This window comes from Spirillospora sp. NBC_01491 (genome assembly GCF_036227065.1).
In the GTDB taxonomy this organism is placed as follows: domain Bacteria; phylum Actinomycetota; class Actinomycetes; order Streptosporangiales; family Streptosporangiaceae; genus Spirillospora; species Spirillospora xylanilytica.
Map to the genome: position 1 here is coordinate 1,363,755 of NZ_CP109432.1, position 12,845 is coordinate 1,376,599.

The 12,845-nt window shown below is 72.9% G+C and carries 14 protein-coding genes; 6 read left to right on the forward strand and 8 right to left on the reverse strand.

Translation table 11 applies throughout. The annotated features are described in order from the left end of the window. Positions 1-63: 63 nt before the first annotated feature. Positions 64-1,101, forward strand: coding sequence for a dTDP-glucose 4,6-dehydratase (locus tag OHA34_RS06560; protein ID WP_329520979.1), 1,038 nt, complete (start codon positions 64-66; stop codon positions 1,099-1,101). Here the strand turns inward: OHA34_RS06560 and OHA34_RS06565 are convergent. From OHA34_RS06565 to OHA34_RS06575, 3 genes are all read right to left on the reverse strand, one after another. Continuing rightward, the gene (locus OHA34_RS06565) at positions 1,085-1,438 is read right to left on the reverse strand and encodes an antibiotic biosynthesis monooxygenase family protein (protein ID WP_329520980.1); all 354 of its coding nucleotides are present in this window, start codon (positions 1,436-1,438) and stop codon (positions 1,085-1,087) included. The genes OHA34_RS06560 and OHA34_RS06565 overlap by 17 nt on opposite strands. After that, positions 1,410-1,664, reverse strand: coding sequence for an acyl carrier protein (locus tag OHA34_RS06570; RefSeq protein WP_285940209.1), 255 nt, complete (start codon positions 1,662-1,664; stop codon positions 1,410-1,412). The genes OHA34_RS06565 and OHA34_RS06570 overlap by 29 nt, the downstream gene beginning before the upstream one ends. A gap of 93 nt (positions 1,665-1,757) precedes the next feature. Beyond that, complete coding sequence (locus tag OHA34_RS06575; RefSeq protein WP_285940210.1) at positions 1,758-3,764, reverse strand: AfsR/SARP family transcriptional regulator; 2,007 nt, start codon at positions 3,762-3,764, stop codon at positions 1,758-1,760. A 691-nt stretch (positions 3,765-4,455) separates the two neighbouring features. Here OHA34_RS06575 and OHA34_RS06580 point away from each other — a divergent pair. Then, positions 4,456-5,166, forward strand: a complete 711-nt coding sequence (locus OHA34_RS06580) for an N-acyl homoserine lactonase family protein (protein WP_329520981.1) — start codon at positions 4,456-4,458, stop codon at positions 5,164-5,166. A 66-nt stretch (positions 5,167-5,232) separates the two neighbouring features. Beyond that, the gene (locus OHA34_RS06585) at positions 5,233-5,598 is read left to right on the forward strand and encodes an antibiotic biosynthesis monooxygenase family protein (RefSeq protein WP_285940212.1); all 366 of its coding nucleotides are present in this window, start codon (positions 5,233-5,235) and stop codon (positions 5,596-5,598) included. 75 nt (positions 5,599-5,673) lie between these two features. Here the strand turns inward: OHA34_RS06585 and OHA34_RS06590 are convergent, their stop codons facing one another. The 4 genes from OHA34_RS06590 to OHA34_RS06605 are packed head-to-tail and all read right to left on the reverse strand — an operon-like array spanning position 5,674 to position 10,929. Next, positions 5,674-7,329, reverse strand: a complete 1,656-nt coding sequence (locus OHA34_RS06590) for an FAD-dependent monooxygenase (RefSeq protein ID WP_329520982.1) — start codon at positions 7,327-7,329, stop codon at positions 5,674-5,676. Continuing rightward, positions 7,326-8,684: an acetyl-CoA carboxylase biotin carboxylase subunit gene (locus tag OHA34_RS06595; RefSeq protein WP_285940214.1), complete on the reverse strand. Its 1,359-nt coding sequence runs from the start codon at positions 8,682-8,684 to the stop codon at positions 7,326-7,328. Before OHA34_RS06595 ends, OHA34_RS06590 begins: the two co-directional genes overlap by 4 nt. A 57-nt stretch (positions 8,685-8,741) precedes the next feature. Next, the gene (gene accB, locus OHA34_RS06600; RefSeq protein ID WP_285940215.1) at positions 8,742-9,239 is read right to left on the reverse strand and encodes an acetyl-CoA carboxylase biotin carboxyl carrier protein; all 498 of its coding nucleotides are present in this window, start codon (positions 9,237-9,239) and stop codon (positions 8,742-8,744) included. Then, a complete protein-coding gene (locus tag OHA34_RS06605; RefSeq protein ID WP_329520983.1) occupies positions 9,232-10,929 on the reverse strand; it encodes an acetyl-CoA carboxylase carboxyltransferase subunit alpha in 1,698 nt (565 codons plus the stop codon). Before OHA34_RS06605 ends, accB begins: the two co-directional genes overlap by 8 nt. Before the next feature lie 176 nt (positions 10,930-11,105). Between OHA34_RS06605 and OHA34_RS06610 the strand changes: the two genes are divergently transcribed. Continuing rightward, positions 11,106-11,369 carry a DUF6059 family protein gene (locus OHA34_RS06610; protein WP_285940217.1) on the forward strand — a complete coding sequence of 88 codons (264 nt, stop codon included), beginning with the start codon at positions 11,106-11,108 and terminating at the stop codon, positions 11,367-11,369. 25 nt (positions 11,370-11,394) lie between these two features. On the opposite strand, the gene OHA34_RS06615 is transcribed toward OHA34_RS06610, so the two are convergent. After that, complete coding sequence (locus OHA34_RS06615) at positions 11,395-11,895, reverse strand: MarR family winged helix-turn-helix transcriptional regulator (RefSeq protein ID WP_285940218.1); 501 nt, start codon at positions 11,893-11,895, stop codon at positions 11,395-11,397. 37 nt (positions 11,896-11,932) lie between these two features. On the opposite strand from OHA34_RS06615, the gene OHA34_RS06620 reads away from it, so the two are divergent. Then, positions 11,933-12,130 carry a hypothetical protein gene (locus tag OHA34_RS06620; protein ID WP_329520984.1) on the forward strand — a complete coding sequence of 66 codons (198 nt, stop codon included), beginning with the start codon at positions 11,933-11,935 and terminating at the stop codon, positions 12,128-12,130. Further along, a complete protein-coding gene (locus tag OHA34_RS06625; RefSeq protein ID WP_285940220.1) occupies positions 12,127-12,750 on the forward strand; it encodes a 2'-5' RNA ligase family protein in 624 nt (207 codons plus the stop codon). The genes OHA34_RS06620 and OHA34_RS06625 overlap by 4 nt, the downstream gene beginning before the upstream one ends. Positions 12,751-12,845: the final 95 nt, after the last annotated feature.

Here is a 12,845-nt window from a genome sequence, read left to right on the forward strand (position 1 = left end):
GAATCGAGCAACCGTCGCGCGCGTGCGGCGACGCTCCGGGGAGAGGCGAGCGAAGGGGGACAGATGGCACGCACCATCGCCGTGACGGGCGCCGCCGGGTTCATCGGCGGCAACTTCGTGCGCTACTGGCGCTCGGTCCATCCGGAGGACGGGGTCGTCGCGATCGACGCCCTGACCCACACCGGGAACGTGCGCAACCTCGACGAGGTCCGCGCCGAGATCGTGTTCGTCCAGCGCGACATCGCCGACGAGGAGGAGATGACCAGGGTCCTGCGCGCGCACGCCGTGGACGCGGTGGTGAACTTCGCCGCCGAGACGCCCAACAGCCTGGCCGTCCTTGAGCCGGCCCGATTCTTCCGCACCAACGTCCTCGGGACGCAGGCGCTGCTGGAGGCGTGCCGGCGGGCCGGGGTGGGCCGGTTCCACCAGGTGTCCACGTGCGAGGTCTACGGCGGTCTCGCGCAGGACTCGGCCGATTCGTTCACCGAGTCCAGCCCTTACCTGCCGCGCACGCCCTACAGCGCCAGCAAGGCGGGCGCCGACCACGCGGTGCGCTGCTACCAGCACGCCTTCGGCCTCGCGGCGACGATCTCCAACTGCGCCGGCAACCACGGCCCCTACCAGTTCCCGGAGAAGGTCCTGCCGCTGTTCGTCACGAACGCGCTGGCCGGGCTGCCGCTGCCGATGTACGCCTCGAGCGGCGGCAAGCGGGAATGGATCTCGGTGACCGACCACTGCCGGGCGATCGACCTCATCCTCGCCCGCGGCACCGCCGGCGAGACGTACCACGTGGGCAGCGGCGCGGAGGCCACCATCGAGGAGCTCGCCGACCTGGTGCTGGACGAACTGGGCCTGCCCGGGACGCTCAAGACGCCGGTGTCCGACCATCCCGGGCACGACCCCCGCCACCTGCTCGACTCCACCATGATCCGGCGGACGCTCGGCTGGGCGCCGGAGGTCGCGTTCGAGCGCGGCGTCCGCGAGACCATCCGCTGGTACCGCGGCAACCGGGCCTGGTGGGAGCCGCTGCTCGCGCACCGCCGCATCGCCGAGGAACCGTGGCGGCGGCGCGACCGGGTGCCGATCAGTAGGCGGCGGTGACCTCGTAGATCCCGAACGGGCCGCGGCCCCGGCCGTCCTGGAGAGGGCGGAGCGGGGCGGTGGCGCCGCGGTGCCCGGCGCCCTCCTCCCACTCCCGGAACGCCTCCAGATCGGCCCACTCGCTCATCACCACGAAGGCTCCGGGCTCGTGCACCGACCGCAGCAGCGCGTTGCCGAGCAGGCCCGGCGTGCCCGCCAGGGCTCCGCTGACGGTGTGGTAGGCGTCCTCGACCGCCCGGGGGTCGTCGCCGGGCGCGCTCGCGTAGACCAGCACGCGCACCCGCCCGACCACGTCCCCGGGCCGTCCCTCACGCGGCGGCGATGCGCGGAGTGACATAGCCGACCACGTCATCGGGCGTGCCCAGTTCGTCGACCTTCTCGTCGGGGATGGCCACCAGGAACTCCTGCTGGATCCGCGCCGCCAGCTCCAGACGGGCCAGCGAGTCGTAGCCCATCTCGTCGAAGGTCACCGCGCCGATCTCCGAGTCCAGGCTGATGGAGTCCGGCTCGCCCGCGCAGTCCCGGAGGATGCGCCGGACGTCGTTCACCGTAAACAGCGCCATCGTCTCTCCTTTCGTGGGGATGTGGCCCCACTGTCGCGGCAGCGGCTTGAACTCCGCTGGACCCGGGATGGAATCCCGGGCGCGGGCCCGCGCTCACCCACTGCCGAGCGCCTTCACCACGCCGTTCACCGGACGCGCCCGCCTGGCCGGCGGCTCCGGTGGCGCCGTCGCGCGGACCACCTGCGACTCGAGGTGCTCGTACCCGCGGTCCGGGCGCTCACCGCCGCTCTCCCGCAGCGGATGGCCGTTCTCGCGTCCCGGGCGGACGCCGTCGCGCACCGCGGGGGCGTGGTCGTGGGCCGCCACGGTGCTCGGCTCCGGCCGGTCCCGCACCGGATTCAGCAGTTCCTCATCGAGGCGCTCGCGGGCGAACATCCGCACCAGCTCGTGCAGCCGGTAGCGGATCTCGCCGCCGCCGCCCTGGCTGACCGACAGCAGGTGGTAGCCCGCCAGCCGGATCAGCTGGGCCTCCACCGCGTCGGTGCCGCTGCCGATCAGCCGGGCCGCGGTGGTGGCGGTGAAGTCCGGCGGCGGCAGCAGGCTGATCAGGCGCAGCGCGCTGCGGTCGCCGGGGGCCAGCCGCCGGTAGCCGGCCGCCAGCCGGGCCCGCACGTCCAGCTCGGCGAACGACAGCGGGTCGAGCCGGCGCGGCAGGCCCTCGATCTGCGCGGCCAGCTTCTCCACCGGCCAGGTCTGCATGGCCGCCAGCCGGGATCCCACCGCCCGCAGTGCGAGCGGAAGCCGCCCGGCCAGCCGGGCGAGGCGCTCGGTCGCGCCCAGCTCGTCCGCGGTGAACCGGCGCCCGCTCACCGCCTCGATCAGCGCCATCGCGCTGTGGACCGTCATCACCTCCAGCTCGACGTGCCGTACCCCTGGCAGGCTGTACAGGCCCCGCTGGGTGGTGATGATGACCGCGCAGTTCGGGGACGCCGGCAGCAGCGGGGCGACCTGCGACACCGAGTGCGCGTCGTCCAGCACCACCAGCACCCGCCGTCCCATACTCCAGGTGCGGAACAGCTTGCTGCGCTCCTGGAGGCTGTCGGGGATCTCCGCGGCCGGCACCCCGATCGCCCGCGCGAAGCCCTCGAGGATCTGATGCGGGTCGGTCGGCCGTTCGGTCGCGCCCCGCAGGTCCGCGTAGAGCTGGCCGTCGGGGAACTCCACCCGGTCGGCGTGCCCGGCCCGCAGCGCGAGAGCGCTCTTCCCGACCCCCGGCATGCCGGAGATCGACACCGCCCGCGCGGCCGTGTTCTCGCCCCGGGGACGCACCAGGTGGCGGCGCACGTCCCGCAGGATCTCCTCCCTGCCCACAAAGTCAGATGTGTCCGGGGGGAGCTGCGCGGGCACCAGGAGGGTCTCGAAACGGCCTCGCACGGCAGGGGCGGGGGCGCCCTCGCGCGACTCGGCATCGGAGCTGAGCAGGTTCAGGTGGAGCTGCTGCACGGCCGCGGACGGCTCCATGCCGAGCTCGTCGATCAGCATGCGGCGCAGTCCCTGATAGACCTCCAGGGCCTCGTAGCGGCGGCCGGAGCGGTGCAGCGCCACCATGAGATGGGAATGGAACCGCTCGTTGAGCGGATGCTCCGACACCAGCATCTTCAGCTCACTGATCAGCTGGCGGTGGCGGCCCAGTTCCAGGTCGGCGGTGATGCGCAGTTCCAGGGTGCGCAGCCGCTCCTCCTCCACCCGGGTCACGTGCGCGGACAGGATCTCGCCCGCCGACACGTCGGCCAGCGCGGGCCCGCGCCACAGCGCCAGTGCCTCGCAGAGCCGGTCCGCGGCGCGGGCGGCGTCGCCCTCGTCGAGGGCCGTGCGGCCCTCGTGCGCCAGCCGTTCGAACCTCAGCAGGTCACCGCGTTCCGCCGAGACGTCCAGCAGATACCCGGAGACCCTGGTGTGCAGCGTGGCCGAGGTACATCGATCCAACACGTCCTTGCGGAGTTTGTAGATGTAGGTCTGAAGGGTCGTCATGGCGCTGGCCGGCGGCTCGTCCCCCCAGAGTTCGTCGATGAGCTCGCCGACCTGCACGAGCTTTCCGCACCGGACGAGCAGGAAGGCGAGCACCTGCCGAACCTTCGGCGCGGTGGGGGTGAGTTCCATCCCCCCATTGGCTACCCACAGTGGACCCAGAATTCGGAAATACATGCATCTTCCCCGTGTTCTGTCGTCACATCACATCTCGATGAACTGCGGCCCCATACGAATAATCACCTGCGAATTCTCAGCCGAATCGGACACTCAAGCAATAGCCGTCCGCGGCGCGATCACCGCCGGCCGGACGCGCCTCTTGAAATTCCGCATCACCCTCTATACAATTTTCCGCCCGACCGCCCCGCCGGCCGCACCGCGCGCCCACTCGCCGTATCGGACACGTTGTTCGGGGGATCTGGACGCCCAATATGCGGTAACTCCGGCCTTTGCGAACGAAGACCGCATCACAGTGCACCCGGGGCGCTCGGGGCCCGCTCGAAGACCACTCGCACACGGTTCGGACCCCCGCCACCTGGCATCTGGGCACCGATATCTGGCAGCAGGTATTCCCTCCGTTCCCAGCGCCGCGTGATGCGTACACGCCTGACCGCAGAACGCGATTTCCCATGGTCATCCAGCGTGCGAAAAAATCCCGAGTTGCGTCCATGTGACGGGCCCATTAAAAAAAGATTCAAAAATTACGCCAGCTAAGGATTACGGGCTGCGACCACTCGATCGACCAGCATTCGATCCGGGGCTCCTACGCTGGCCACCCGGTCCCCGGCCAATGGGAGACCGCTCGCAGACTCCGGAGTGGGGAATGAGACTTCAACTGCTCTTCAGCGGCCGGATCCGGCCTATCGGCGCCCCGGTGCCGGCGTATTTGATCACGACCGGGGACGCCACGGTGCTCATCGACTCCGGCCCGCCGCGCGACCGCGCGGGCGCGCACCGCACCGACCCGGACGAGCGCGTGGAACTGGAACCGGGCGAGGACGTGCCGAGCCTGCTGCGCCGCCTGGGCGTCGGTCCCGGCGACGTCGATCTGGTGGTCTGCACCCACCTGGACCCCGACCACGCGGGCAACCACGACGTGTTCGGCGACGCCGAGTTCGTCGTCCAGCGGCGCCACCACGCGTGGGCGACCTCGGAGGCCGGCGCGCGGTGCGCGTCCACCCGGGACCGCTGGGACCGGCCGGACACCCGGCTCCGCCTGGTCGACGGCGACACCGAACTGCTGCCCGGCATCGAGCTGATCGAGTCCGGCGGGCACGTGCCCGGGCATCAGTCGGTGCTGGTCCGGCTCCCCCGCACCGGGCCCATGCTGCTCGCCGCCGACGCGATCCCGATGACCGTCGCGCTCGACCCGGACAAGAGGCCGGTCTTCCCCTTCGACATGGACGAGGCGGAGGTCCGCGCGTCCACCAGGAAGCTCGTCGACCTGGCCCGTGCCGAGAACGCGCTCATCGTCTGCGGCCACGAGCCGTCCAACCTCACCGACCTGCGGTCCGCCCCCGCCTACTACGACTGACCGGTTCCTGGCCCCCGCTCCGCCGCCGCCCGACCGTCCGTACCGATCACGCGCCGAGGAGTACCAGTGTCCGAGAGTCCTGTCCGGGTCGTCGTCCACTACCGTGACCCCCGCGGCCCCACTGGCGCGGTCACGGCCGCCTACGAGCAGGCCGGCCGCACGTTGAAGGGCACACCGGGGCTGATCGGCCACGAACTGCTGGCGGTCCAGGAGACGGACGGCCGTTACGCGCTGCTGATGGCATGGCGCGACCTGTCCTCCTACCACGACTGGGAGCGGTCCCTGCGCGCCGCCGGGCACCCGTCGCCGCTGCGGGCCTTCCTGGACCGGACGCGGCCGGCCGGCCATTACGAGGTCTACAAGGTCTACGACGCCTGGTACGAGGCGGCGGGCGGCACGGCGGACGGCACGGCGCGGGAGCCGCTGACCTGACCGCCGCGAAACGCGGCGAACGGCCGCGTGGCCTCCGGCGTTCCGGAGGCCACGCGGCCGTCGTTCGCCCCGCCCTCAGCCGCCGGGCCGGCCCGTGACGCCGGCGGGTGAACCCGCGGACCGGCACAGCAGCCGGTCGAACAGTCCGCCGATGTCGTCGGCCGTTCCCAGCGGGCCCGCGTTCCGCCACGCGACGAACCCGTCCGGGCGCACGAGCACGGCGCCCGCGGGCGTCAGGCCGTGCGCGCCGCAGAGGTCGACCGCGGCGCTGTGGACGTCCCGGCCGATGACGAAGGTCTCGACGGCGATCCCGGACTCCCCGGCGGCCCGCGTCACAGCGTCGGCGTCCGCGCCGGCGGCGCCCTCCGGGCCGATGAGGAGCACGAACGCGTCGCCGTAGAGGTCGAGCGTGGAGACGAGCCTCCCGTCCCGCTTGACGATGACGTGCGGGGCGCGGGTGCCGGGCCGTCCGGCGGGTTCGGGCTCCCAGAGCGGGTCGCCGCCGGTGCCGTCCGGCTCCACCGCGGCCGACCGGTAGACCTGGCCGAACGTGACGACGGGGTCGGCCTGGATCCGCGGGTCCGGGGCCGGCCGGGGGCCGCCGGCCATCCGCGGGCGGTCCTTGGAGCGCAGGACCGCCTGCTCCACGGTGGCCTCGGCGACGGGGCGGCGCTCCTCCTCGTAGGTGTCCAGCAGCCCTGGACCGGCCTGCCCGCGCAGCACGGCCGCCAGCTTCCACGCCAGGTTGTGCGCCTCCTGGACGCCGGTGTTGGACCCGTAGGCGCCGGTCGGCGGCATCACGTGCGCCGCGTCGCCGGCCAGGAAGACCCGCCCGGCGGCGAAGGAGCGGGCAACCCGGCCGGCCGACTCCCAGGAGGCCACGTCCTCCACCGTCACGTCCAGCCCCTCCACCCCGGCGGCGGTCCGCACCAGTCCGGCGCAGTGCTCGGGAGTGAACTCGGCCGCGCGGTCCGGGTCGTACGGCACGTGCAGCAGCCACTCGTCGGCGTTGTTGACCGGCAGCAGCCCGCTGCGCGACGACCCGCTGATCGTGTAGCACATCACGAAGCGGCGTCCGCGCAACGGCCCGGTCAGGTCGGCCCGGAACCGGACGTTGAGGAAATGGGCCAGCGTGCCGGGGCCGTCCACCCCGATGTCCAGCAGACGGCGCACCAGGCTGCCCGCCCCGTCCGCGCCGACCAGGTAGCCGGCGCGGACGGAGCGCTCCACGCCGGCGGCGTCGCGCAGCCGAACGGTCACACCGCCCGCGTCCTGGTCGAAGCCCGTCATCTCGGTGCCGAAACGCAGGTCGGCTCCGTGCCGTGCGGCGTGCTCGCGCAGCAGCGGCTCGACCTCGTGCTGGTGGCACAGGCACCAGCCGGTCGCGCCGAGCCAGCCGTCGTCGTCATCGTCGGCGCCGGTGTCGCGGTGGTAGCCCTCCTTGAGCGCGCCCATCTCCTTCCCTGCGAGGCTCTCGGCCGCGATGATGCCGCTGTTTCCCGCGAGGGCCATCGCGGACGGCATGGAGCGCAGATCGTCCTCGATGCCCGCCCAGCGGAACAGCTCCATGGCGCGGGCGTTGACCCCGCGTGCGCGGGGATGGGGCGACAGGCCCTCGTTCCGCTCGACGACCATGGACGGGACGCCGTGCCTGCCGAGGAAGAGCGCGGTGGCGAGCCCGACCAGGCTGCCGCCCACGATGACGACCGGCGTGTCCGCGGCGGCGTTCACCGGTCACCTCCGGCGTTCATCTCGTCGACCAGTGCGGTGGTGTGCTTGCCTGCCCGGAACGTGGAGTTCCCCAGGACGCCGCGCAGGAAGTCGCGCGTCGTGCGCACGCCCTTGCCCGCCACGTGGAACTCGCTGAGCGCCCGGTCGGCGCGTTCGATCGCCTGCCTGCGGTCGGGCGCCCACACCGCCACCTTGGCGAGCAGCGGGTCGTAGTCGGCGGTGACGCGCATCCCGGGGTAGGCGTGGGTGTCCACCCGGACGAACGGGCCGGCCGGGGGCGCGAACTCGTCCAGGACGCCGGGCGTGGGCAGGAAGCCGCGCACGGGGTCCTCGGCGTTAACCCGCGTCTCGATGGCCACCCCGCGCAGGGCGATGTCACTCTGCCGGACCGACAGGCCGTCGCCCGCGGCGACCCGGAGTTGCTCGCGGACCAGGTCGACGCCGCTCACCAGCTCGGTCACCGGGTGCTCGACCTGGATCCGGCAGTTGACCTCCATCAGGTAGAAGCCGCCGTCCCCGTCGACGAGGAACTCGCAGGTCCCGGCGCCCGCGTAGCGCAGCTCGCGGGCCAGGTGCACGGCGGCCGCGCAGATCCGGTCGGCCAGCTCACGGGGCAGGCCGGACGCGGGAGTCTCCTCGACCAGCTTCTGCCGCCGCCGCTGCACCGAGCAGTCCCGCTCCCCCAGATGGACGACGCCGCCCTCGCCGTCACCGAGGACCTGCACCTCGATGTGCCGGGCGTGGTCGAGGTACCGTTCGGCGTACAGGCGCGAGTCGCCGAAGGCCACCTGCGCGCCGGAGCGCGCCTCGACGTAGGCGCGCGGCAGCTCGCGGGGGTCGCGCACCACCGTCATGCCTCGGCCGCCGCCGCCCGCCACCGCCTTGATGATGACCGGGTAGCCGATGGACCCCGCGACGGCCTTCGCCTGCTCCACCGTCTCCAGCGGCTCGGGGCTGCCCCGCAGCACCGGCAGCCCGGCCTGCCGGGCGATCTCCCGGGCGCGGGCCTTGTCGCCGAGCCGGCTCAGCACCGGCGGGGACGGGCCGACGAACGTCAGCCCCTCGGCCGCGCAGATCTCGGCGAAGTCGGGGTCCTCGGACAGGAAGCCGTAGCCGGGGTGCACCGCGTCGGCGCCCGCCTGAAGGGCCGCGGTGACGATGGCGGCGGGGTTGAGGTAGCTGCGGCGGGGTGCGGCCGGGCCGATGCGGACGCACTCGTCGGCGAGCCGCGTCACCGCGGAGTCGCGGTCGGCGTCGGAGTACACGGCGACGACGCGGATGCCCAGCTCCCGGCAGGTACGCGCCACACGAAGCGCGATCTCCCCCCGGTTGGCGATCAGGACGGTAGAGAACATGAAGGCTCCTCAGTGGCGGAGTGCCCGTGACGGGCTGGGCTGCCGCGCGCGGCGGGTTCAGACCGGGGCGAGCACGAACAGGGGCTGGCCGTACTCGACGGGCTGGGCGTCGGACACCAGCACCTCGACGACGCGGCCCGCGCGTTCGGCCGTGACGGCGTTCATCAGCTTCATCGCCTCGACGATGGCGACCTGCCCGCCCGCCTCCACCTCGTCTCCGACCTCCACGAAAGGCCGTGCCCCGGGGCCGGACGCGCGGTAGAAGGTGCCCACCAGCGGCGCCTCGACGTCGAAGGAGCCGTCGTCGTGTCCGGCGGGCTCGTCGTGTCCGGTCTGCTCGTCCGCGGGGACGGCGGCCGTGGCGGCGGTCTCGGCGGGCACGGGGCGGCCCGCGCCCGCGGCGGCCGGGTCCGGCCATTCCACCTCGATGCTCATGTCGCCCGCGCGGACCCGCACGCGCTTCAGCCGCCCGCCGGTGGCGGCGATCAGCTCGGCGGCCCGCCGGCACAGGTCATCGAGGGTGCCCGCAGCACCGCCGGTCGGGTCCTCAGTCATGTGCACCTCGCTCCTCCACCCCGAACGCACCGAACCGGGCGCGGCGGTGCCGCACCAGGTCGGCCGGGGCCATGTCGGCAAGTTCGTCCAGCGTCGCGGTGAGCGCACCGCGCAGCAGTTCGCCGGCGGCCACCGGGTCCTCGTGCGCCCCGCCGTCCGGTTCGGGCACGACGGCGTCCACGATCCCCTGCCGCAGCAGGTCACGGGCGTCCAGCCGCAGCGTCGAGGCGGCCAGCGGCGCCAGTTCCCGGTCCTTCCAGAGGATGGCGGCGCATCCCTCCGGGCTGATCACCGAGTAGACGGCGCCGGCGAACGCCAGCACCCGGTCGGCCACGGCCAGCGCCAGCGCCCCGCCGCTGCCGCCCTCACCGACGACCGCCGAGACGATCGGCACCGGCAGGCCGCTCATCAGCCGGATGTTCTCGGCGATGGCCCACGCCTGCCCGCGCTCCTCGGCCTCGACGCCCGGGTGGGCGCCCGGCGTGTCCACCAGCGTGACGATCGGCAGCCGGAGTTTGGCCGCCAGCCGCATCAGCCGTCCCGCCTTGCGGTATCCGGCGGGCGAGGCCATGCCGAAGTTGTGCGCGATGCGGTCGGCGGTGCCGCGACCCTTCTGGTGGCCGATGACCATGACGGGACGGCCGTCCAGCCGCCCGGTCCCGCCCACGATCGCGGGGCAGTCGCCCGACACCCGATCGCCGCGCAGCTCCTGGAAGTCGTCGAGGAGCTGGCGGATGTAGTCGACGGTCGTCGGGCGCCGCTGGTGCCGCGCCAGTCCGACGACCTCCCACGCGTCTCGCGCGGGCAGCTCCCCCGGGTCGCGGACCAGCCGGGCCCCCCGGGCCCCCCGGGCCCGCTGGGCCGGCGGCGGCGCGGCGGGCGCGGCCCCGAGCCGGACGGCGAGCAGGCACCCCAGCGCGGGACGCAGCGCCGCACGCGGGACGACGGCGTCCACGAAGCCCCGCTCCAGCATGAACTCCGCGGTCTGGAAGCCGTCCGGGAGCGCCTGCCGGATGGTCTGCTGGATCACCCGCGGCCCGGCGAACCCGATCCGGGCGCCCGGCTCGGCGAAGATCACGTCCGGCAGCGTGGCGAACGACGCCGCCACCCCGCCGTAGGTGGGGTCGGTGATGACCGAGATGGTCAGCACGCCCGCCTCGTCCAGCTCGGCGAGCGCCTGGCTGGTCTTGACCATCTGCATCAGGGAGAAGGCGCCCTCCTGCATCCGGGCCCCGCCGGAGGCGGTCACCAGCAGGAACGGCGCGCGGGTCCGCAGGGAGACCCGTGCGGCCCGCACCAGGTGTTCGCCGACGCCCACGCCCAGGCTGCCGCCCATGAACCGGAAGTCCATGACGGCCGCCACCACCGGATGTCCCCGCAGCGTCCCGGTCACGCAGGTGACGGCCTCCCCCTCCCCGGTGTCCGCACGCGCCTGCGCCATCCGCTCCGGATAGGGTCGCGAGTCGGCGAAGCCGAGGGGGTCCTCGACCACCGTGACGTCGTCGAGGTCGATCACCGACCCCTCGTCGAGGAGCTGGGCGATGCGCCGGCGCGCGGTGAGCCGGGAGTGCGCCCCACAACCAGGACAGACACGGAGGGAACGGTCGAAACGTTTGCCGTACGTCAGCTCGCGGCACGCGGGGCAGCCGTACCACCGCACCGCGTCTGTCGGCATCGTCTGCGTACTCACCTGGGCAGAGTCGCCCGGGGGGCTCAACGGTCACTGGAAGACGACTGGACGTGCGATGCCGCGCGGGCGGCGGCGCGGCATCCGCCCACCGGTCTTCCACCGCCCCTTGAGCGGCGTTCCGCACACTCCGTCCGTGCTCCCGCGACGGTGCGCGGCGCGCAGGATGGGAGGATGTGATGGGATCGGGCCTGCTCCGCCGGGTGCTGCGCTACGTCTTGATCGGGCTGGGGCACGCCGGTCTCGGGACGCTCGGGATGACCCCGAGCCAGTACATGCGGTACATCGCGGAGTACGAGGCCGACGCCGGGGCCCGCTCCGGGGACGGGCCGTCCACTCCCTCGCTCCCGCCGCCGGCCCATCCCGAGCGCCTGGTGCCCGGGGAGCCGCTCGGCGAGGAGGCGTCCGGGCTGTGGGCCCAGCTCGACGACCTGGGCCGGTGACCCGGGCCCGTCCGCGGTGCCGCCGTCAGCCGTCGGCCCGGCCGAACGCGGCCGGCGCGGGGGTCCCGCCCAGGGTGTCGGCATGCGCGAGCAGCGTCTGCAACGCGCGCCTCAGCTCGACGTTCCGCGCGGAGTCACGGCCGCCCAGCGGCTCCAGGTAGCGCTCCTCCAGCTCGCGCACCTCGGGGACGGCGTCCATCACGACCTCCGAGCCGCGCGGGGTGAGCGCGAGCTGCACGGCCCGGGGGTCGTCCGGGTTGTCGGTGCGCTCCACCAGCCCGGCACGCTCCAGCGCGCGGACCAGCCGGGAGATGTACATGGGCTCCAGCCCGCTGTACTCGGCAAGCTGCCGCTGGCTGGGCCGGACGCCACCCGTGACCATGGCGTGCAGGGACGCCACGACGGCGTACTGGGCGTGCGTGAGCCCGAGCGGCGCCAGGGTGCGGTCCATGGCGACGCGCCAGCGCAGGGACACGTGCCAGAGCAGGTAGCCCGTGGGTGGAGGGGCATCCGCTTGATTAGCCATGCTTACAGTCTACATGTTTATTACTTGATGCCAGGTCATGGCGGCCGGTCGGGTCGCACTCGCCGTACTGCACGACGCGACCGCCGGCACGCCGATCGCCGGCGGCGAGGAGACGGTGTGCCCCCACAGCCGGTGCAAGGGAGATTGGAGCGCGACCGAGCTGCGTGAGAAGATCCGGGTGTTCCAGGCCGGATCGCTGGAGCACAAGTCCCTCGCCACCCCGGAGGTCCCGTGAGCCCACTCCCCGAACACATGTCCGACCATTGGTGGTGGCGTCCCGGAGTACGGCCCGGCCGCCGCCTCCTGGTCTGGCATATTCTCCTCGACTCCCAGCCGGCCGTGCGGGATCTCGTCCGGCAGTATCAGGACAAGCTCGCCGGGCTCGAAGGGCTTGACTTCGTGCCCCCGGAATGGCTGCACATGACCACCCAGGTCACCGGATTCTGCGATGAGATCTCGCCTGCCGAGGTCGACGCCATGACGACCGCTGTGGCCGGCCGGTTGGCCATGCTGGATCCGATCGAGGTGGAGATCGGGAAGCTGTGGTTCCACAGCGAGGCGGTGATGCTGAGCGTCCGGCCGGCCCGCGCGCTGGATCCCGTCCGACTGGCCATCCGCGAGTCCGTTGCCGAGACGGTGCGCGCGCACCAGCTCGCCGACGAGCCGGACTGGACGCCACACGTGTCCGTCGCCTACAGCCACGGCACCGGCCCGGCAGGCCCGATCATCGACGCCTTGGAGGACCGACCGGGACTCCACCCCTTCAAGGTGGGCGAGGTGCATCTCGTCGAGCAGCAGCGCACGGGCAGGTTGTATAGCTGGGATCGCCCGATGGCCATCGCCCTGGGCACGTAGAGTTCAAAGGCGATGCACCGGCGCTCCGCACCCTCCGTGTGAGGGCGGGGCGCCAGTCTCGTCTCTGGGCTACTCGCCGATCTTCTTGCTGAATC